Source organism: Rhodococcus sp. NPDC058505, from assembly GCF_042720095.1.
Taxonomy (GTDB): Bacteria; Actinomycetota; Actinomycetes; order Mycobacteriales; family Mycobacteriaceae; genus Rhodococcus_G.
Genome location: NZ_JBHXNB010000004.1, coordinates 230,788 through 249,439 on the forward strand (window position 1 = coordinate 230,788; position 18,652 = coordinate 249,439).

The 18,652-nt window shown below is 69.7% G+C and carries 19 protein-coding genes and 1 tRNA gene; 10 read left to right on the top strand and 10 right to left on the bottom strand.

Annotated features, from left to right (window positions below; translation table 11 throughout):
- Positions 1 to 2: 2 nt before the first annotated feature.
- Complete coding sequence (locus ACFWPA_RS05300; protein WP_378506063.1) at positions 3 to 779, top strand: enoyl-CoA hydratase; 777 nt, start codon at positions 3 to 5, stop codon at positions 777 to 779.
- Here the strand turns inward: ACFWPA_RS05300 and ACFWPA_RS05305 are convergent.
- Together ACFWPA_RS05305 and ACFWPA_RS05310 are read right to left on the bottom strand one after the other, a co-directional pair.
- Complete coding sequence (locus ACFWPA_RS05305) at positions 769 to 1,620, bottom strand: hypothetical protein (protein ID WP_378505982.1); 852 nt, start codon at positions 1,618 to 1,620, stop codon at positions 769 to 771. The two genes, ACFWPA_RS05300 and ACFWPA_RS05305, sit on opposite strands and share 11 nt — an antisense overlap.
- A gap of 26 nt (positions 1,621 to 1,646) precedes the next feature.
- The gene (locus tag ACFWPA_RS05310) at positions 1,647 to 2,177 is read right to left on the bottom strand and encodes a MarR family winged helix-turn-helix transcriptional regulator (RefSeq protein WP_378505983.1); all 531 of its coding nucleotides are present in this window, start codon (positions 2,175 to 2,177) and stop codon (positions 1,647 to 1,649) included.
- A gap of 97 nt (positions 2,178 to 2,274) precedes the next feature.
- Here ACFWPA_RS05310 and ACFWPA_RS05315 point away from each other — a divergent pair, with 97 nt between their 5' ends.
- Entirely contained in the window at positions 2,275 to 3,456 is a 1,182-nt protein-coding gene (locus ACFWPA_RS05315; RefSeq protein WP_378505984.1) for an MFS transporter, read from the top strand.
- 4 nt (positions 3,457 to 3,460) lie between these two features.
- Here the strand turns inward: ACFWPA_RS05315 and bfr are convergent, their stop codons facing one another.
- Complete coding sequence (gene bfr / locus ACFWPA_RS05320) at positions 3,461 to 3,946, bottom strand: bacterioferritin (protein WP_378505985.1); 486 nt, start codon at positions 3,944 to 3,946, stop codon at positions 3,461 to 3,463.
- An 89-nt stretch (positions 3,947 to 4,035) separates the two neighbouring features.
- Positions 4,036 to 4,239, bottom strand: coding sequence for a bacterioferritin-associated ferredoxin (locus tag ACFWPA_RS05325; protein ID WP_378505986.1), 204 nt, complete (start codon positions 4,237 to 4,239; stop codon positions 4,036 to 4,038).
- A gap of 167 nt (positions 4,240 to 4,406) precedes the next feature.
- Between ACFWPA_RS05325 and ACFWPA_RS05330 the strand changes: the two genes are divergently transcribed.
- Both ACFWPA_RS05330 and ACFWPA_RS05335 read left to right on the top strand, forming a co-directional pair.
- Positions 4,407 to 6,194 (top strand): amidohydrolase family protein, encoded by a 1,788-nt coding sequence (locus ACFWPA_RS05330; protein WP_378569756.1) that lies wholly within the window; start codon positions 4,407 to 4,409, stop codon positions 6,192 to 6,194.
- Positions 6,191 to 7,030 carry an alpha/beta fold hydrolase gene (locus ACFWPA_RS05335; RefSeq protein WP_378569757.1) on the top strand — a complete coding sequence of 280 codons (840 nt, stop codon included), beginning with the start codon at positions 6,191 to 6,193 and terminating at the stop codon, positions 7,028 to 7,030. The genes ACFWPA_RS05330 and ACFWPA_RS05335 overlap by 4 nt, the downstream gene beginning before the upstream one ends.
- 10 nt (positions 7,031 to 7,040) lie before the next feature.
- On the opposite strand, the gene ACFWPA_RS05340 is transcribed toward ACFWPA_RS05335, so the two are convergent.
- From ACFWPA_RS05340 to ACFWPA_RS05350, 3 genes are read right to left on the bottom strand one after another with little or no spacing between them, the layout of a single operon-like run.
- Positions 7,041 to 8,177 (bottom strand): sulfotransferase family protein, encoded by a 1,137-nt coding sequence (locus ACFWPA_RS05340; RefSeq protein ID WP_378569758.1) that lies wholly within the window; start codon positions 8,175 to 8,177, stop codon positions 7,041 to 7,043.
- Between the two features lie 15 nt (positions 8,178 to 8,192).
- Positions 8,193 to 8,975: an SDR family oxidoreductase gene (locus ACFWPA_RS05345; RefSeq protein WP_378569759.1), complete on the bottom strand. Its 783-nt coding sequence runs from the start codon at positions 8,973 to 8,975 to the stop codon at positions 8,193 to 8,195.
- A 5-nt stretch (positions 8,976 to 8,980) separates the two neighbouring features.
- Positions 8,981 to 10,147, bottom strand: a complete 1,167-nt coding sequence (locus tag ACFWPA_RS05350) for a hypothetical protein (protein WP_378569760.1) — start codon at positions 10,145 to 10,147, stop codon at positions 8,981 to 8,983.
- A gap of 92 nt (positions 10,148 to 10,239) precedes the next feature.
- On the opposite strand from ACFWPA_RS05350, the gene ACFWPA_RS05355 reads away from it, so the two are divergent.
- The 6 genes from ACFWPA_RS05355 (at position 10,240) to ACFWPA_RS05380 (ending at position 16,723) form a co-directional block, all read left to right on the top strand.
- Complete coding sequence (locus tag ACFWPA_RS05355; protein ID WP_378569761.1) at positions 10,240 to 11,178, top strand: IclR family transcriptional regulator; 939 nt, start codon at positions 10,240 to 10,242, stop codon at positions 11,176 to 11,178.
- 70 nt (positions 11,179 to 11,248) lie between these two features.
- Positions 11,249 to 12,208, top strand: coding sequence for a sulfate adenylyltransferase subunit CysD (gene cysD / locus ACFWPA_RS05360; protein WP_378569762.1), 960 nt, complete (start codon positions 11,249 to 11,251; stop codon positions 12,206 to 12,208).
- On the top strand, positions 12,208 to 14,061 hold the full coding sequence (gene cysC, locus ACFWPA_RS05365) for an adenylyl-sulfate kinase (protein ID WP_378569763.1): 1,854 nt from the start codon (positions 12,208 to 12,210) through the stop codon (positions 14,059 to 14,061). Before cysD ends, cysC begins: the two co-directional genes overlap by 1 nt.
- On the top strand, positions 14,058 to 15,197 hold the full coding sequence (locus tag ACFWPA_RS05370; RefSeq protein ID WP_378569764.1) for a 3'(2'),5'-bisphosphate nucleotidase CysQ: 1,140 nt from the start codon (positions 14,058 to 14,060) through the stop codon (positions 15,195 to 15,197). The genes cysC and ACFWPA_RS05370 overlap by 4 nt, the downstream gene beginning before the upstream one ends.
- A 64-nt stretch (positions 15,198 to 15,261) precedes the next feature.
- Entirely contained in the window at positions 15,262 to 16,287 is a 1,026-nt protein-coding gene (locus ACFWPA_RS05375) for a TIGR03617 family F420-dependent LLM class oxidoreductase (protein WP_378569765.1), read from the top strand.
- A gap of 70 nt (positions 16,288 to 16,357) precedes the next feature.
- Positions 16,358 to 16,723: an SgcJ/EcaC family oxidoreductase gene (locus ACFWPA_RS05380; RefSeq protein WP_378569766.1), complete on the top strand. Its 366-nt coding sequence runs from the start codon at positions 16,358 to 16,360 to the stop codon at positions 16,721 to 16,723.
- Positions 16,724 to 16,796: 73 nt separating this feature from the next.
- Here ACFWPA_RS05380 and ACFWPA_RS05385 read toward each other — a convergent pair.
- From ACFWPA_RS05385 to ACFWPA_RS05395, 3 genes are all read right to left on the bottom strand, one after another.
- Positions 16,797 to 16,869, bottom strand: a tRNA-Arg gene (locus ACFWPA_RS05385).
- 142 nt (positions 16,870 to 17,011) lie between these two features.
- A complete protein-coding gene (locus tag ACFWPA_RS05390; RefSeq protein WP_378569767.1) occupies positions 17,012 to 17,719 on the bottom strand; it encodes a DUF305 domain-containing protein in 708 nt (235 codons plus the stop codon).
- Position 17,720: 1 nt separating this feature from the next.
- Positions 17,721 to 18,578: a DUF3105 domain-containing protein gene (locus tag ACFWPA_RS05395; protein WP_378569768.1), complete on the bottom strand. Its 858-nt coding sequence runs from the start codon at positions 18,576 to 18,578 to the stop codon at positions 17,721 to 17,723.
- Positions 18,579 to 18,652: the final 74 nt, after the last annotated feature.

The window sequence follows — 18,652 nt, forward strand, 5'->3', positions numbered from 1 at the left end:
ACGTGAGCGAGTACGAGACCATCCTGACCGAGCGCACGGGCCGCGTCGGCGTCGTCACCCTGAACCGGCCGAGGGCCCTCAACGCGCTCAACAGCCGCCTGATGTGCGAGGTCGTTGCCGCGGTGGAGGCCTTCGACGCCGACGAGCAGATCGGCGCGATCGTCGTGACCGGCTCGGAGCGGGCCTTCGCGGCGGGCGCCGACATCAAGGAGATGCAACCCAAGACGTTCGCGCAGGTGTATGCGGAAGACCTGTTCTCCCAGTGGGATCGGCTGTCCTCGGTGCGCACCCCGATGATTGCTGCGGTGTCCGGGTACGCCCTCGGCGGCGGCTGCGAGCTGGCGATGCTCTGCGACTTCATCATCGCGTCCGACACCGCGAGGTTCGGTCAGCCGGAGATCACGCTCGGCGTCATCCCCGGCATCGGCGGCTCCCAGCGGCTGACCCGCGCGGTCGGCAAGGCTAAGGCCATGGACCTGTGCCTGACCGGACGCACGATGGACGCGGAGGAGGCTGAGCGGGCCGGGCTCGTCGCCCGCATCGTCCCCGCCGCCGAACTGCAGGGTGCCGCGCTCGACGCGGCGACCACGATCGCGTCGATGTCGCTGCCGATCGCGATCATGGCCAAGGAGGCGGTCAACCGGTCGTTCGAGACCACCCTCGCCGAGGGCGTGAAGTTCGAACGGCGCGTGTTTCATTCGACGTTCGCGACCGCCGACCAGAAGGAAGGCATGGCCGCGTTCGTCGAGAAGCGGGCGCCGACATTCGTCAACGGCTGACGGGGGCACCGGCGGCGGCGAGGAGCACCGCCCCCCGCGCCGCCACCGCCGCCGGATCCGCCACGTCCGCAACCGGAAGGCCGAGGAGCTCCTGCAGGTGGGTGCCGAGGCCGGGTAGCTGGGCACCACCGCCGAGCAGGACCGCGGTGGTGGGGGCGACGCCACATTCCCGAACCATCTTGTCCAGCAACGAGGTCGACGCGGCCAGGTCCTCGCGGATCAGCCTGGTGAGGTCGCCTGCGGTCACCACCGTCGCCGCACCGGTGTGCGGATCGGTGACGGTCGCGACCCGATCGATGGTGAGCTGCCGGGTGACCTCCGCGCAGTGCTGCAGGTCCCGCCACACGCCGGCCGCGGCCAGCGTCTCCTGCACCAGCCGGTCGAGGCGGTCCCCGCAGACCAGGGCGCTGCGCCGGGAGGTGATGATCGTTCCGGTGGCCCCCTCGGCAAGGCACAGCGACAGTCCGGAACGACCGATGTCGTAGAGCACCGCGACGGCGTGCCGGGGGAGCGCTCCGGTGAACCGCAGATACCGCACCTGCGCTGCGGTTTCCGCGAGCACCCGGACGTGCTGGCGGCTGGCCACCGAGCCCAGATCCGCCGCGATCTCGGGTTCGAGGCCGGACCGCACCGTCACCGCGGTCGCGGCGACCGCCTCACCCCGCTCGGCGGCCTCCGCACGCAGCGTGCGGATGGCGGACACCGCGGGCTCGCCGATCGACATCCCCGGCCCGCGCCCGACAGCGCAGCGGGCCACCGGCTCGTGGTGGGGCCGATCCGGCAGCGACAGCACCGCGCGTGCCCCGCTCGCTCCCGCCGAGACACCGAGAACCAGCGCCACTGTCGAACTCCTCGTCGCAGATCACGTCACCATCGGGTCGGCGCGCCCCCGGTGTCGAAGTCGCCTGCCTCGCGGCGCAACTCCGCGAGGATGCGGACCAGGGTGTCGAGTTTATCCGCGGACAGGCCGGGGGCCGCGAACACCTTGCTGTTGAGTCGCTCCGTTGCCTCAAGCGCCAGATCGCGCCCGGCCTTGGTGATTTCGACCAGCGTCGTGCGCCGGTCGCTCGGATGCGGCACCCGGCGCACCAGGCCCGCCTTCTCGAGTCGGTCGACGGCATTGGTGACCGACGTCGGGTGAACCTGAAGGCGCGCACTGGCCTTCGCCATCGGCAGCGCCCCGGTGCGGGTGAAGGTCAGCAGGGTCAGCAGTTCGTACCGGGAAAAGGTCAGCCCGGTCGGCTTGAGCGCCTCCTCGACCCGGGCGATCATGATCTGCTGCGCCCGCATCACCGAGGTCACCGCGGCCATCCCGTCGGCGACAGCGCCCCACCCGTGCGCCTCCCACTGGCGGTGCGCCTCCTCGATCGGGTCCAGCGGCAAGGGTCGTGACGGCATGTCCGTCATCATCCCACGCTGCCGCACCGGGACCGGGGTGTGGACCGGTGGCCGAGAACGCGGCGGCGGTACCGTTCTTCGCGGAGGTAGTGACCACGTGACCGAACCGCGCACGCCGTGGGCGCAGCATGCGCTGATCCGCGCCGTGTTCTTCCTGATGGGCGCGGAGCTGTTCCTTGCGTCCCCGCTGCTGCCGACGATCTCCACCGACTTCGGGGTGTCCATCCCCGCGGCCGCCTGGGTGGTGACGGTGTTCGGGTTGTCCTACGCGGCGGCAAGCCCGCTGCTCGGCGCGCTCACCGAACACCTGCCGCGGAAGCGGGTGATCCTGTCGGGCGTTGCCGTGTTCGCGGCAGGCGAGGCGCTGTGCGCGATCGCGCCCGGACTCGGCTGGCTGCTCGCCGCCCGGGTGATCGGGGGAGTCGGGGGCGCTCTGGTCGGCCCGGCGATGTGGGCCTACCTCGCCGAGACGGCGGCCCCGCGGGAACGCGGCCGCGCGATCGCGGGCGGGTCCGCGGCGTACGCGGGCGGCCAGATCGTCGGGGTACCGCTGGCCACCTTCGCCGCGGCCGCGCTGAGTTGGCGGTTCGCGTTCGCCGCGGTGGCGCTGGGTCTGGTCGTCGCGGGGACGCTCATCGCGCTGCGGCTGCGGGAGCCAGCGCGGGTCGCGAACCGCACCGGGTCGCCGCTGCTGGCGCTGCGCTCGTCGTTCGGATTGTGGCGGGTCGGTGTGTTCCGCACGATCATGGCGGGCAACTTCTTCGTCCAGGCCGCGCGGCTCGGCACCTACGCCTACGCGGGCGCGCTGTTCGCGACGTCGTTCGGGTTCGGCACCGGCGTGCTCGGCCTGGTCGGCATGGTCGTCGGCATCGGATCGCTGGTCGGGTCGCTGCTCGCGGGACCGCTGATCGACCACTGGACGTCGGCGGGCAGGCACGTGTCGGTGCTCAGCGTCGGCTGGGGACTGCTGATGGCGGTCGGGCTGGGGGTCGCGACCACTGCCGGGACGTGGCCGGTGGCCCTTGCCGGGTTCGTGCTGTCCTTCTTCGCGGGCACCAGCTTCTTCGCCACCGCGCAGGTGTACCTGACCACGGTGATGGCCGATCGTCGTGCCCCCGCCGTCTCGTGGAACAACTCGGTGCTGTACATCGGGACCGGCGCAGGGACCACCATCCTCGGTGCCACCACGCTCGGCGGCACCGCGTTCGCGGCCTGTTCGGTTCTCTTCGCGCTGTGCGCGGCCGGGTTCAGCGCGATGCTGGCGGCCCGCGGCCGCTGACCCGTCAGCCGACGTTCGGGGGCTGTTCGACGCACTGGGCGAGGTAGAGCTGCTCACCGAGCTTGTCGATCAGCTCGAGCTGCGTCTCAAGGTAGTCGACGTGCTCCTCCTCCTCGGCGAGGATCCGCTCGAAGATGCCCGCGGAGGTGTGGTCGCCCTTGCCGCGGCACATCGTGATGCCGGGTCGCAGCCGCTGCACGACCTCGACCTCGATGGCCAGGTCCGAGACGAACTGCTCCCGGATCGTCTGGCCGATGCGGAGCGGCAGGATCCGCTGGTAATTCGGCAGCGCCTCGAGCATCAGGATGCGGTCGGTGAGGATCTCCGCGTGCTGCATCTCCTCGAAGGACTCCTGGCGAGTCTTCTCCGCGATCTTCGTCAGGCCCCAGTTGGCCTGCATCTTCGAGTGCAGAAAGTACTGGTTGATTGCCGTGAGCTCGCTGGTCAACTGCTCGTTCAGAAGAGCAATGACCTCGTCGTCGCCGCGCATGACACCTCCGATGGGGGTGGGCTGAACAGTGGGTTCAGCCTAACCCTCACCGGGTGCTTTCACACGGTGTATTTGGGGCGCGGGTCGCGTCAGGCGCTGATCGGCTCGTCCTCGCATTCGACGGTGGCGTAGTGCTGTTCGATCATCGACTTGATCCGGTCGCGGCACATGCCGCAGCCGCGTCCGCGTCCGGCGCCGCAGCCCAGCGCGACGTGCTTGGCGGTCCGTGCCCCCGCGGAGATGCACTGATGCACCGTCTCCTCGGTGGTGGCCTCGCAAACGCAGACGTACATGTCGGGGAACCTCCAGCCCTACCTTCTCAGGCGAGGCTACACTAAGAAGCCGTGCCGTGAACAGGGTAGGCTAACCCAATTTTCTGATCTTGATCCTGTTCCGTCGTTGACGCTCCTTCTGTCAAATGCGTAACCTCTCGTCACACATACCTGGGCGAGGGGTGGACATGGCCGACTTCGACATCGTGCTGACCGGTGGACTGTGGTTCGACGGGACCGGGACGCCCGCGCTGCGCCGCAATCTCGGCATCCGGGACGGCGTGGTCGCGGCCGTCAGCCCCGAGCCGCTCCCGATCGGTCCGCACACCGAGGTGATCGACGCCGCAGGCAAGTGGGTGCTGCCCGGCTTCGTCGACGTCCACACCCACTACGACGCCGAGGCGCTGGTCAATCCGGGCCTCGGGGAGTCGGTGCGGCACGGCGTCACGACCGTGGTGCTCGGCAACTGCTCCCTGTCCACGGTGTTCTCGACACCCCGCGAGTGCGCGGACCTGTTCAGCCGGGTCGAGGCCGTCCCGCACGACGCGGTGCTGCGGATCCTCGACGAGAAGAAGACGTGGTCGTCGCCCGCCGAGTACGTCGGCGCGCTCGAGAACCTTCCCCTCGGCCCCAATGTCGCCGCGTTCATCGGCCACTCCGACATCCGGACCGCCGTCCTCGGGATCGGGCGCGGCACCGACCGGACGGTGACGCCCACCGCAGGCGAACTCGACGCGATGGGCGCGATGCTCACCGCCGCGCTCGACGCGGGCCTGCTCGGGCTGTCCTCGATGACGAACGCCCTCGACAAGATTGACGGCGACGAGTACCGGTCCCGGTCCCTGCCGTCCACCTACGCGCGGTGGCGCGAGCTGCGGTTCCTCAACCGGATCCTTCGTAGCCGCGGTCGGATCCTGCAGTCCGCGCCGACGATCAACCTGCACCCGAACGTCGCCGCGTTCTTCGCCGAGAGTTCCGGGATCGGCCGCGGCCGCCGACTCAAGACGTCGCTGCTGTCGGGCGCCGACTCCAAGGCCTACCCGGCGCTGGTGTACTTCATGCTCACGGCCGCGCCGCTGCTGAACCGGTTCGCCAGGACCGACTTCCGCTGGCAGCACCTGCCCGTTCCGTTCACCGTGTACGCCGACGGCATCGACCTTGTCGTGTTCGAGGAGTTCGGTGCTGGCGCCGCCGCGCTGCACCTGCGGGACGAGGTCGACCGCAACGACCTGCTCCGGGACGAGCAGTACCGGCGCTGGTTCCGCAGGGACTACGACAACAAGTGGGCGCCGCGGATCTGGCACCGCGACTTCCACGACGCCGTGATCGTTGGGTGCCCGGACGAGACGACCGTCGGCAAGAGCTTCGGGCAGGTCGCCGACGAGCGGGGCGTGCACCCGGTGGACGCGTACCTCGACCTCGTCGTCGCACACGGTCGCGACCTGCGCTGGCGCACCACCGTCGCCAACCACCGTCCCCGGTACGCGCGAATGCTGGCCGCGAGTTCCGGTGTGCAGATGGGGTTCGGCGATGCGGGCGCACACCTGCGGAACATGGCGTTCTACAACTTCCCGATCCGACTCCTCAAGCGGGTCAACGATGTCAGGCACGACCGTCGGCCGTTCCTGACCGTCGAACGCGCCGTGCACCGGCTGACCGGCGAACTGGCCGACTGGTACGGACTCGACGCCGGGCACTTGCGCCTCGGTGACCGCGCGGACTTCGTCGTGGTCGACCCGGCCGGACTCGACGACACCGTCGACGCGCTGTTCGAGGAACCGGTCGCCGAGTACGGGGGCCTGCGACGGATGGTCAACCGCAACGACCGCGCCGCCGTCGCGACCGCGGTCAACGGTCGAATCGTCTTCCGGGACGGTCGATTCACGGACGGCTATGGGGACACCGGGACGGGCCGGTTCCTGCGCGCCGGGCAGCGCTCCGACCGGGGGACGATCCCGCAGCGGGAACGCGTGTGAGCCGCATCGGCGCGGTCACCCGGTCCGGCCTGGTCTTCGACGTTCGGGACGAGGGCCCGATCGACGGGGTCCCGGTCGTCCTGTTGCACGGCTTCCCGCAGGACTCCCGGTCCTGGGTCGGGGTCGCGCAGCAGTTGCATGCCCGCGGGTTCCGCACCCTCGCACCGGATCTGCGGGGCGCCTCGCCGGGGGCCCGGCCGCGGTCGCGGTGGGCGTACCGCGCATCGGAGCTGACCGCCGACGTCGTCGCGCTGATCGACCAGGCCGGTCTCGGCCCCGTGCACCTGGTCGGGCACGACTGGGGTGCCGCCGCGGCATGGTGGGTTGCCGGCGCGCGACCGGACCTGGTGCGGACCCTGACCGCGGTGTCGGTGCCGCACCCGGCCGCGTTCGTTCGGTCGCTGCTGACCACCCGGCAGTTCCTGCTGTCCTGGTATATGGCCGCGTTCCAGGTTCCGGTCGTGCCCGAGCGGATGTTCGCGGCGGGCACCCGGGTGCGGCGCCACCTGATCGGTACCGGGATGACCGCGGAGTGCGCCGACCGGGATCTGGCGCCGATGCGCGAGCACTCCCGGGCACGCGGCGCCCTGAACTGGTATCGCGCCCTGCCGTTCGCGGATCCGCGTCACCCCGGCGAGCGGATCACGGTCCCGACCCTGCACGTGTGGAGCGACCGCGACGCGATGCTGGGCCGGGCGGGAGCCGAACTCACCGCGCGGCACGTCGCCGGTCCCTACCGGTTCGAGGTGCTCCACGGCGTGAGCCACTGGATTCCCGACGAGGCCCCGGACCGGCTCGCGGAGCTGATTGCCCAGCAAGCCGAATCCGGGGTGTAGGCCGGGACGGTCAGAACGAGAACCGCTCGTCGACCTCGACCTCGGTCAGCCCATACTCCGCAAGGGTGTACCGGTGCGCTGGCTTGCGGTCGCCAGTCTGCGAGTCGGCGTGCAGCGCCTCCATGTTCTGCTGGGCCGCCGAACTCAGCGGGAGGCCGAACCGCGAGTAGATCCCCTCCACCGTGCCGAGCGGGTCGGCGTGGAAGTCCGTGAAGTCGACGTCGATGAACTGCGCCGGGTCGTACTTCGCGCGAGCCGAGGTGAACGTCTCCAGGCCGCGGGCCCACAGTTCGAGCTGCCCTCGGCCGATGACCTCGCCGCGGAACCTGTTCGACCAGCCGTCGGTTGCCTGCTCGGCGAGGCTGCAGGCCGACGCCATGATGGTGCTCGGCGGCCGATGCGTCTGCACGATCAGCGCGTCGGGGTACACCGCCATCAGCTCGTCGAGCGCGAACAGGTGGCTCGGGTTCTTCAGCACCCACCGCCGGTCCTGGTCGGGCAGGCCGATCAGCTGCAGGTTCTTCTTGTGGCGGGCATAGGCATTCGTCCAGTTCTGGCCAGCGAGCCACTTCGAGTACGTCGGCAGGTTCGCCAGGCACTCGTAGGAGACCGACTTGAAGGTCTGCCGAAGCAGCTGCCAGCACTCCTCGACCTCGGCCGCCGACATGTAGTGCACGCCCATGAACTCGGGGTGCTCGACGTGATGCTGGCTGAACTGGGCCTCGATCCCGGCGAACACCGGGTTCGTTTCCCACGTCTCCCGCGGAGGGCGCGGCTGCGGCATCTCGGTCAGCCACATCTCCAGACCCTGGTGCGCCGGGTCCACGGTGAGCAACCGGTGCAGGGCGGTGGTGCCGGTGCGCGGCAGGCCGGTGACGAAGATCGGGCGCTCGATCGCGACGTCGGCGTGCTGGGGATGCTGCTGCCAGGCCGCCTCGGACAGCAGCCGGGCGACCAGGGCCCCGCGCAGGAATACCCGGGAGATCTTGCTGCCGAACGGGGTCAGGTCCTCGTCGCGGGCGTACGAGTCCAACAGGACGCCGAGCGCTTCGGTGTAGTCGTCGACGCCGAAGTCGGTTAGGCCGGTCATCCGGGTTGCCGAGGCGTGCAGGTCCTCAACCGTGCCGACTGTGGTGCGTTCTGTCATGTTGGGTCGTCTCTCCTAGTGGTGGAACTCGCCGCAGTTGACGTCGAGGCACTGGCCGGTGATGCCGCTCGCCATCGACGACGCAAGGAAGATCACCGCGTCGGTGACCTCGTCGGTGGTGGGTAGGCGCTTGAGATCGGTGCCCGCCGCGGTGTGCTCGTAGATCTGCTCGACGGTGGTGCCGTACTTGTTCGCCTGGTACGCGAAGTACTGCTGCAGGGTGTCACCCCAGATGTAGCCCGGTGCGACGGAGTTGATTCGGATCCCCTTGGGGCCCAGCTCGGTCGCCAGCGACTGCGACACCGAGAGCAACGCCGACTTGGCCATCTTGTAGCTGCCGTAGCGCTCCTGCGAGTGCCGCAGCACCATCGAGTTCACGTTGACCACCGCGCCCTTTGAGTCGGCGAGGGCGGGGGTGAACAGCTGGGTCAGCCGCAGCGCACCGAACACGGTCAGCTCGACGGCATCCCGCATGTGCTGGTAGTCGGTGCGTTCGAGGGGCTTCATCGACGGCACCGAGAAGGCGTTGTTGATCAGCACGTCGACCCGCCCGTACGACTCGTCGACCGCCGCGACGAGGTTCTCCACCGATGCCTGGTCGGTGATGTCGGTGGCGACGGTCAGCGCTCGGCGGCCGAGGTCGGCGACCTCCTTGGCCACCTCGTCGAGACGCGACTGCGTTCGCGCGGCAAGCACCAGGTCGGCGCCCGCCTCGGCGCACCGCAGCGCGAGGGTGCGGCCGAGCGCCGGTCCCACCCCCGAGACGACGACGATCTTGTCCTGCAACAGATTCGGCATGTGGTTTACCCCAGCATTCGGTCGGCGACGGCGGATCGGCGCGCCGCGATGCGAGCGGCGTAGTCCTCCGGCGTGATGGTGTTGTTGTCGTGGAACGGGAGGGTCGCGGCGAGATCGTCGAACTTCACGACCTCCACGGTCGGACCGTCGGCGGGCGTGAACTCCCGCGACGTGCGCTGCCACCGGAACTGCAGGTAGCCGCGGGGGTGGCCGAGGGCCTCGAGCCAGTTGACGACGCCGGGATTGCGCTCGGACAGGACCATCCGGATCATCCCGTCCGGATCCACCTGGGCCTGCGCGTTGTTCAGCGACGTCTGGTGGTCGAGGTAGTCGAGCGAGATGTACCACAGGCTACCCAGCTGGAAACCCTGGTACGGCGCATCGGATTTCGGGACGGTGATGATCATCGCCTCGTCGTCGGCAAGCTCGTAGTGCCCCACCGACGAATACTGGGTGGCCAGTCCGCCCGGGGTCAGCCGCGGTGCGGTCATCGTGTTGACCGGCAGGGTGTCGTAGAACCACTGCGGGAATTGCAGCCACGTCTTGACCCGCCCGACGAGGGCCTTGCCCGCGCGGGCGAACCGCTTCTCGGTCTCCTCCATGGTGAGCGCGGGCGGCGGCACTCCGATCCGGTCGGCCCGCTCGATGCGGATGGTGCCGCGCTGCTGGCTCCAGTCGCTGTACACCTCGCGGACCACGAGCTGCGACGAGCCGGGGGCGAGGGTGAAGTGGTTGCGGCGCCCGTCGGCGGGGCTCGGCCCGAACGTGGCGACGAAGCTGCCGTCGCGCTCGATGTGCAGTTCGCGGTCGTCGAATGCGATCTCGCTGCCGGGCACGTTCGAGTTCGTGTAGTTGCCGCTGAGCACCTGGAAGCTCAGATCCGCGGTGGTGCCGCGGGTTCCGGTCACGATGTACTCGGCGTCGTCGTTGATCCGGGCCCCGAAGTACAGGGTGTCCGGGTTGTCGAGGCCCATCTTGGTGAACGGCCCGGTCCCGGAGATGAAGCTCGGATGGGTCTTCTCGGTGGCCCACGCCGCGTGCACGGTCGCGAGGATTCCGCCTGCGAGGTACTGCATGCCCTCGAGCAGGTCCTGTTCCGACCGGATGTGGGGGGCGTCCGCCACGAGTTTCTCGGCCTCGGCGATCGCCTCGGCGAGGGGGTCCGTCAGCACACCGTGCTCCTTCGGTCGAGTGGTACAAATATGTACCTGAGTGGTAGATCACGTGGTGGTCCGACGATAGAACGTGTTTCAAGGAGTGGTCAATGATCTCTGCCGAATCCACCGACGCCGCCGAGCCGGCCGGGCGTCGTTCGCCGCCGACCGCGCGCGTCGTGCAGGTGATCGACTATCTGGTCGCGCGGCCCGATCAGCGGTATGGGCTGTCCGAACTCGCCCGCGCCATCGGTATCAGCAAGCCGACCTGCCTCGGCATCGTGTCCGAGCTGGTCGCGGCCGGGTACCTCACCCGCGATCGACGAGACAAGACGTACGGTCTCGGGCCTGCGCTCATCGCGGCCGGGCGCGCCGCGCAGCGCGGCTTCGCGATCGGTCCGATCGCCCGGACTCACCTCGAGGGCCTCGCCGCCGCGTGCGGCGCTGTGTGCACGGCGTCCGCCGTCGTCGGCGACCAGGTGACGATCCTCGAGAACGTGACACCTCCCGGAGTCACGTTGGGGCGCACCGCGGCCCGCGCCGGACAGTCCTACCCGTTTGCGCCCCCCGTCGGGCTGATGTACGTCCTGTGGGGCGGCGACGACGAGCTGGAGGCGTGGCTGCGCCGCGACCCGGCGTTGCCCGTCGTCCTTGACCGTGACCTGCTCGGCCGCGTGGTCGAGGACTGCCGTCGGGTCGGCTACCTCGTCGAACGGCTCACTCCGGTCGGGCGGAAGCTGTTCTCGCTGATGGCGGGTGTCGCCGGGCGGGACGTGCCCGCCGAACTCAAGGAACTGATCGGTGAGGTGGTCTCGAGTCTCGGGGAGCGGGTCTACCTGCACAGCGAGACCGACGAGGACGTCGACTACCCGGTCAGTCTCATTGCCGCACCCTGCTACGACGGCGACGGTCACCAGGCGCTCGTGCTCACCCTCGACGTCGGCGGCGCCATCAGCGGCGCCGAGATCGCCCGGCGCGGTGCGGCGCTCGTTGCCGTCGCGGATGCCGTCACCGCGGAGATCGGTGGTCGTCCGCCGGTGCGCGGCTGAACCATTGACCATTCGGTGGAACGCGTTCTATTCTCGGCGCACAGGCGAAGTATGAACCGGTGCGGTACAAATGTGTACCACTTTCTCGTCCGAGGAGTTGCGCGTGACAACCCTGAATTCCCCGCCCGCCTACGAGCTGACGCACCTGCAGGCGCTCGAGGCCGAGGCGGTCCACATCTTCCGCGAGGTGGCCGCGACCTTCGAACGCCCCGGGCTGCTGTTCTCCGGCGGCAAGGACTCGGTGGTGATGCTGCACCTCGCCGCCAAGGCATTCTGGCCGGCGCCGCTGCCGCTGCCGGTGATGCACGTCGACACCGGCCACAACTTCGACGAGGTCATCGAGTTCCGGGACCGTACCGTCGACCGGCTCGGCCTGCGGCTCGTCGTTGCGAGCGTCGAGGACGACATCGCCGCGGGCACCGTCGTCGAGGAGACCGGTCCGCGCGCGAGCCGCAACCGGCTGCAGACGCATTCGCTGCTGCGCGGCATCCGGGAGAACCGCTTCGACGCCGTGTTCGGCGGTGCCCGCCGCGACGAGGAGAAGGCTCGCGCCAAGGAGCGGGTGTTCAGCTTCCGGGACGAGTTCGGGCAGTGGAATCCCAAGGCGCAGCGCCCCGAACTGTGGAACCTGTACAACGGCAGGCATCGGAAGGGGGAGCACATCCGGGTGTTCCCGCTGTCCAACTGGACCGAACTCGACATCTGGCAGTACATCGCCGAGGAGCACATCGAGCTCCCGGACATCTACTACGCGCACCGGCGTCCCGTTGTCGAACGCGACGGAATGCTGTTGGCGCACACCCGGTTCCTGACCGTGCTGCCCGGAGAGGAACCCCGGGAGGAGCTGGTCCGGTTCCGGACCGTCGGCGATGCGACCTGCACCGGCTGCGTCGAGTCGTCCGCGGCAACCGCCGACGAGGTCGTCACCGAGATCGCGGCCAGCCGCATCACCGAACGCGGCGCAACCCGCGCCGACGACCGGATCTCCGAGGCGGGCATGGAAGATCGCAAGAAGGAGGGCTACTTCTGATGGCCACCACCCGACACCTGCTGCGCGTCGCGACCGCGGGCAGCGTCGACGACGGCAAGTCCACCCTGATCGGCAGGCTGCTGTACGACTCCAAGTCGATCTTCGAGGACCAGCTCGAGGCGGTCGAACGCAGCAGCCGCGACCGCGGCGCCGCCCACACCGACCTCGCGCTGCTCACCGACGGACTGCGTGCCGAACGCGAGCAGGGCATCACCATCGACGTCGCGTACCGCTACTTTGCGACGCCGCAGCGCAAGTTCATCATCGCCGACACCCCCGGCCACGAGCAGTACACCCGCAACATGGTCACCGGTGCCTCCACCGCGGACCTCGCGCTGATCCTCGTCGACGCCCGCAAGGGCATCCTCGAGCAGACCCGCAGGCACGCGTTCCTGTCCACCCTGCTCGGCATCCCGCACCTGGTGCTGTGCGTCAACAAGATGGACCTCGTCGGCTGGTCGCAGGACCGGTTCGAGGAGATCAAGGACGAGTTCGCGCAGTTCGCCACCAAACTCGACGTGCACGACCTGACATTCATTCCGGTCTCCGCGCTCGAGGGCGACAACATCGTCACCCGCACCGAGAACATGCCGTGGTACGAGGGGTCATCGCTGCTGCACCACCTCGAGGAGGTGCACATCGGCTCCGACCGCAACCTCATCGACGCCCGGCTGCCGATCCAGTACGTGATCCGCCCGCACCAGCAGACCGACTCCGACCTGCACGACTTCCGTGGCTACGCGGGCACCGTCGCCAGCGGGGTGTTCAAGCCGGGCGACGAGGTGGTCGCGCTGCCGTCCGGGGTCACCTCGACGATCTCGGCGATCTGGGGGCCCGGAGGCACCCCGGTCACCGAGGCGTTTGCGCCGTCCGCGGTGTGCGTGCAGCTCGCCGACGAGATCGACCTCAGCCGCGGCGACACGCTGTGCAGGCCGAACAACCGTCCGCTCGTCGGGCAGGAGCTCGACGCGATGGTGTGCTGGCTCACCGAGGCGTCGTCGCTGCGGCCCGAGGCCCGCTACACCGTCCTGCACACCACCCGCGCCAGCACGGCGCGGGTGCAGCGGCTCGACTACCGGCTCGACGTCAACACGCTGCACCGCGACGAGACGGCACAGTCGCTGTCGCTCAACGAGATCGGACGCATCCAGCTGCGCACCCAGCAGCCGCTGTTGTTCGACCCGTACCGCCGCAACCGGGTCACCGGCAGCTTCCTGCTGGTCGACGACGCCACCGGCAACACCGTCGCCGCGGGCATGATCACCGGGCCGACCCTGCCCGACTCGAAGGTGGTGTGGCATGCGGCGACCGTGGCCCGCGACGACCGCCCCACCCGTGGGGCCACGGTGTGGCTCACCGGCCTGTCTGCGTCCGGGAAGTCCACCGTCGCCGTCGAACTCGAACGGCGGCTGATCGCCTCGGGGGTGCCCGCCTACCGGCTCGACGGCGACAATCTCCGGCACGGACTCAATGCCGACCTCGGGTTCGGGGCCGCCGACCGCGCCGAGAACGTCCGCCGCGTCGGGGCGGTCGCCCAGTTGTTCGCGGACTCCGGGGTGGTCGCGGTCGCCTCGCTGATCAGCCCCTACCGGGAGGATCGGGATCGGGTCCGTGCCGAACACGAGGCGGCGGGCCTGCGATTCGTCGAGGTGTTCATCGACACCCCGATCGAGCAGTGCGAGGCCCGAGATCCGAAGGGCATGTATGCCAAGGCCCGGGCGGGGGAGATCACCGGGTTCACCGGGGTCGACGACCCCTACGAGCGCCCCGAACGCGCCGAGCTGGTGCTCACCCCCGACGACGGGGACCCGGTCGCGCAGGCGGCCGCGATCATGGAGTATCTGACCCGATGAGCATCCACCACGACCTCGACGACGCCCAGCTCGCGGCCGAGATGGCCGGCCGCGCCGGCGACCTGCTGCTCGACCTGCGGGCCCGCGAGCTCGGCCCGGATCCGCTGCCGAAGGACGCCGCCCGCGACCTGAGCCGCCGCGGCGACCGGGAGGCGAACACCCTGCTGCTGCGGATGCTCGCCGAGCACCGCCCGGCGGACGCGGTGCTGTCCGAGGAGTCCGCCGACGACCCGGCCCGGCTGGGCGTCGACCGGGTGTGGATCATCGACCCGCTCGACGGGTCCCGCGAGTACGGGCTGCCCGGCCGCGTCGACTGGGCGGTGCACGTCGCGCTGTGGGAGCGCGGCCTCGGGATCACCGCGGCCGCGGTCGCGCAGCCCGCCCTCGACCGGGTGTTCCGCAGCGACACCTGCACGGCCGCGGCCGAGGAGCGGCCCCGCCCGCGCATCCTGGTCAGCGACAGCCGCCCACCGGAGTTCGTCGGGCCGCTCGCGGAGCGGGTCGGCGGCGATGTCGCGCCGATGGGCTCGGCGGGCGCGAAGGCGATGGCGGTGCTGCGCGGGGCGGCCGACGCCTACGTGCACGCCGGTGGGCAGTGGGAGTGGGACTCCGCGGCGCCGGTCGGGGTCGCGCTGGCGGCGGGGCTGCACTGCTCCCGGATCGACGGGTCGCCGCTCGCATACAACGAGCCGCACCCGTATCTGCCGGACCTGCTGATCTGCAGGCCCGAGCTGGCGCAGGCGTTGCTGGCAGGCATCGCGGACCTGACCGGGACGACCGCGGACAGCCCGCGGGTCGCGATGGTGCGCGAGTACCTCGGCTCGCTGCTGAGCCACGACGCGAGCAAGGTGCGGCTGGCCGCGGACTGCTTCCGCGTCGAGAACGGCAAGCGGACGGGCGATTCCGGACCGGAGATCGTCCGCGAGCTCGAGACCGCGGCGCAGTATCTGCCGCTGACCGCGATCCGGAATCTCACGTTCACCGAGTTCGGCACCGATGTCGTCGCGCGATTCCTGCTGGATATGGCGGTGGGGGACCAGACGCACACCGTCGCGCTGACCGAGCACTTCGCCGTGCCCGGCGCCGAGATCACCGCGATCACCGCCGTCATTGAGCCCGCCCCATGCCCCGACTGAACGGAAGCGTTCAGTCGATCCGATCGAATGAATGTTCCGTTCGCTCGGGCTCGGGGGCGCTCGGATGAGGGTGTACGCCACCACCGACCCGCGCCTCGGGCCCGCGGCGATCGGTGCGTACGCCCGCCGCGTCGAGGCCCTCGGCTACGACGGCATGCACGTCTCGGAGACGATGCACGACCCGTTCCTGCTCGCGGCGCAGGCGCTGCAGGCAACGTCGCTGGTCACGGTGCGCACCTCGATCGCGGTGGCGTTCGTGCGGAGTCCGGTGCTCACCGCCTATACGGCCTGGGACCTGGCTCGGCTGTCGGGCGGGCGGTTCCAGCTGGGGCTCGGCACCCAGATACGGCAGAACATCGAGGAGCGGTACGCGATGCCGTGGTCCGATCCGGCGGCGCGGATGCGTGAGTACGTGCGCGTGGTCCGGGCCGCGTTTGCGACGTTCCGCACCGGTGAGCTGGTTCCGTTCGTCGGGGAGCACTACCGGTTCACCCGGATGCAGTCGGACTTCAACCCGTACGACGGCGGTGACCTGCCGCCGGAGCCGCCGATCTACCTCGGTGGGGTGGGGCGCCGGATGTGCCGGGTGGCGGGGGAGGTGGCCGACGGCTATCTCGGGCACCCCACCTCCGGGCCCCGCAGCATCGCCGAGGACATTCGGCCCGCGCTCGCCGAGGGCGCGGCCGGGTCCGGTCGGGTCCTCGCCGACCTCGATGTCATCGCCGGGGTCCGGGTGATCAGCGGGGCCTCGGACGCGGACCTGGCCCGGGAGCGTGAGCGTCAGCGGCGCCAGCTCGCTTTCCTGTATTCGACGCCCGCCTACCGGCGGGGGCTTGAGCACGCCGACCTCGGGCACCTGCAGCAGTCGCTCGCCCGGATGGTTCGCGCGGACGAGTGGGAGGGCCTGCCCGCCGTCGTCACCGACGACGTCCTCGCCGCGTTGCTGCCGATCGCACGCTATCCCGAGCTCGCCGCCGTGATCGGTGAGCGCGTCGGCGGCCTCGTCGACGGCATCACCCTCGCGCCACCCGCGGACCCGGTCGACGACTCGCAGTTCGCGGACGTCGTCGCCCAACTCCAGGAACTGTGAGTGATTTTCACCCCGACCGGGGTGAAAATCACGCACGGGCGGCGCAGCCGCACTCACGAAGGGAACACCCATGACACCTGACCAGCTCGTCACCGAATTCTGTGCGCGGTGGAAGGACGCCGACGCCGACGCTCTTGCCGCGTACTTCACCGAAGACGCGGTGTACCACAACATTCCGATGCAGCCGATCGTCGGTAGGGATGCGATCAGGGAGTTCATCGCCGGGTTCCTCGGCCAGACCGGTGGCGTCGAGTATCGGGTGCACCACCAGGCGACCACCGGGCCGGTGGTGATGAACGAGCGCACCGACGTGTTCACGATCGGCGGCACCACCATCGAACTCCCGGTGATGGGGGTCTTCGAGGTCACCGAGGACGGCAGGATCTCCGGGTGGCGGGACTACTTCGACATGGCGCCGCTCGCCGCGATGGGATAGCGCAACGGCAGAAGGCCCCGGTCGACACTGTCGACCGGGGCCTTCTGCATGTGTGGTGCACTCGAAATGCGAGTGCCCCCGGCAGGATTCGAACCTGCGACCTTTCGCTCCGGAGGCGAACGCTCTATCCCCTGAGCTACGGGGGCGCACCGAGAAATCGGTGTGCCGGTTGGGCTGGCTTACTGTAACGCATGCGACGCCGGATTCCCTATTCGCGCCGCTGACCTGCGATGAACGGGGGTTCATGGGTCATGTTCGGACCTGCGATGACCCATGAACCCCCGTTCATCAGTTCATCGGGAGCGGGGCCGCGCCCTTCTCGGCGAGCAGCTGCGTCATCCGGTCGGACTCGCTCTGCTGGGTGTCGACCATCGTCTGCGCGAGTCCGCGCACCGTCGGCACCTCGGCGCGCTGCGCGCCGTATTCCATCATCGGCAGCCCACCCTGATGGTGCCGGAGCATCAACTGCAGGAACAGCACGTCCGCCTCGGGGCCCCTGGCCTGCCGCAGCGCGGCCATGTCCTCGGACGTCGCCATCCCCGGCATCTGCGTTCCCCCCGCCGGTGCCGTCGTCGCCGCACCGCCGTGTGCCGTGCCGTCGTGTGCCATGCCGTCGTGTCCGTCGCCCATCCACGTCATGTAGTCGTCGGTCGACAGCAGCGGCTGGTCCCACAACGACAACCAGCCGGTCATCTGACCGATCTGGTTCTGCTGCGTGGTCAGGATGTCGTACGCGAGGTCCCGGACCATCGGATCGGTGGCGTTCGCGATCGCGGTCGCGGACATCTCCACCGCCTGGTTGTGGTGCACCATCATGTCCTGCGCGAATCCGACATCCACCGACCCCGCGACCGGGTCGGCGGGTCGGTCGTCGTGCAGGAACTGATTCGCGAAGAACCCGAGCCCGACCCCGACCGCGATCGCCGCGACCACGCCGAGCACGGCGAGCGCGGTGCGCTGGCTGCGGCCGGTTTCGGCGCTGTTCGTTGCGGTCATGTCAGCTCGCGGGCGCAGGCTCGGGGGCCATCGGCAGGCCGGCGCCGCCGATCTCGGACGCGTCCGGGGTGAGGCCCTCGCCGTCCATCGAGACCGCGTCGGGTCCCGGCGTCGACGGGTCGAACGCGGGCGGGTTGTCGGGATCAAACGCGCCGGGGATCGTCGAGCAGCTCGCGCCCTTCTCCGGGTACGCGCCGAAGTTGTTCAGTCGCAGCGCGGCGATGAACTGGTTGATCCGCGGGTCGTCGGCGCCGTCGACCTTGAGCTGGTGACCCCAGCTCTGCAGCGAGATCGGCGTGTCCATGCCCGGGTACGGCGACATCAGCATGTACGCCTTGCCGTCGACCCGGTCGACGAGCTGCTGCCGCTCCTCGTCGGACACGGTGTCGGGGTTGTAGGTGATCCAGACGGCGCCGTGCTCGAGCGAGTGCACCGCGTTCTCGGTGCGGATCGGGTTCGGGTAGACGACACCCGTGCAGGTGGCCCAGGTCGCGTCGTGCGGGCCACCGAACGGCGGGGTCTGGTCGTACGCGACCCGCTGCTCCGCGGACACGTGCAGTGCCGCCGGGTAGTCGAGCTTCACGACGCCGTCGATATTCGTCGACGGGTCCGGGTTCGACTCGCTGGGGGCGAACTTGTCGGCCTCGGCCTTGTCCTGGTACTTCGGCACCAGGTTCACCGCAAGCAGCGCGATCAACGCGATCACCGCGACCGCGGCCCCGATCGTCAACCAGGGGATGTTGCGCTGCGTCGGCAGCCCGCCCTTGGCGGAGCCACCGGAACGCTTGTTGGCAGCCTTGATGGCCTTGGCGGATTTGGCGCTGCTCTTGGCGCCGCGATTTTCCGAACCGCTCGGCATCTGTCAGTGCTCTTTCGCTGAAGTGGACGTCGTGTCTCGGGGGCGGGGCGCCCGCTGTCGAGGTGACAGGTGCC

Excerpts from the sequence above, each read along its gene's own strand:
- ACFWPA_RS05310 (WP_378505983.1), bottom strand. The coding sequence starts at position 2,177 with ATGCCGTCACGACCCTTGCCGCTGGACCCGATCGAGGAGGCGCACCGC.
- ACFWPA_RS05375 (WP_378569765.1), top strand. The coding sequence starts at position 15,262 with ATGAGGGTGTACGCCACCACCGACCCGCGCCTCGGGCCCGCGGCGATC.
- cysC (WP_378569763.1), top strand. The coding sequence starts at position 12,208 with ATGGCCACCACCCGACACCTGCTGCGCGTCGCGACCGCGGGCAGCGTC.
- ACFWPA_RS05345 (WP_378569759.1), bottom strand. The coding sequence starts at position 8,975 with ATGCCGAATCTGTTGCAGGACAAGATCGTCGTCGTCTCGGGGGTGGGA.
- bfr (WP_378505985.1), bottom strand. The coding sequence starts at position 3,946 with ATGCGCGGCGACGACGAGGTCATTGCTCTTCTGAACGAGCAGTTGACC.
- ACFWPA_RS05395 (WP_378569768.1), bottom strand. The coding sequence starts at position 18,578 with ATGCCGAGCGGTTCGGAAAATCGCGGCGCCAAGAGCAGCGCCAAATCC.
- ACFWPA_RS05330 (WP_378569756.1), top strand. The coding sequence starts at position 4,407 with ATGGCCGACTTCGACATCGTGCTGACCGGTGGACTGTGGTTCGACGGG.
- ACFWPA_RS05380 (WP_378569766.1), top strand. The coding sequence starts at position 16,358 with ATGACACCTGACCAGCTCGTCACCGAATTCTGTGCGCGGTGGAAGGAC.
- cysD (WP_378569762.1), top strand. The coding sequence starts at position 11,249 with ATGTGTACCACTTTCTCGTCCGAGGAGTTGCGCGTGACAACCCTGAAT.
- ACFWPA_RS05370 (WP_378569764.1), top strand. The coding sequence starts at position 14,058 with ATGAGCATCCACCACGACCTCGACGACGCCCAGCTCGCGGCCGAGATG.
- ACFWPA_RS05325 (WP_378505986.1), bottom strand. The coding sequence starts at position 4,239 with ATGTACGTCTGCGTTTGCGAGGCCACCACCGAGGAGACGGTGCATCAG.
- ACFWPA_RS05355 (WP_378569761.1), top strand. The coding sequence starts at position 10,240 with ATGATCTCTGCCGAATCCACCGACGCCGCCGAGCCGGCCGGGCGTCGT.
- ACFWPA_RS05390 (WP_378569767.1), bottom strand. The coding sequence starts at position 17,719 with ATGACCGCAACGAACAGCGCCGAAACCGGCCGCAGCCAGCGCACCGCG.
- ACFWPA_RS05340 (WP_378569758.1), bottom strand. The coding sequence starts at position 8,177 with ATGACAGAACGCACCACAGTCGGCACGGTTGAGGACCTGCACGCCTCG.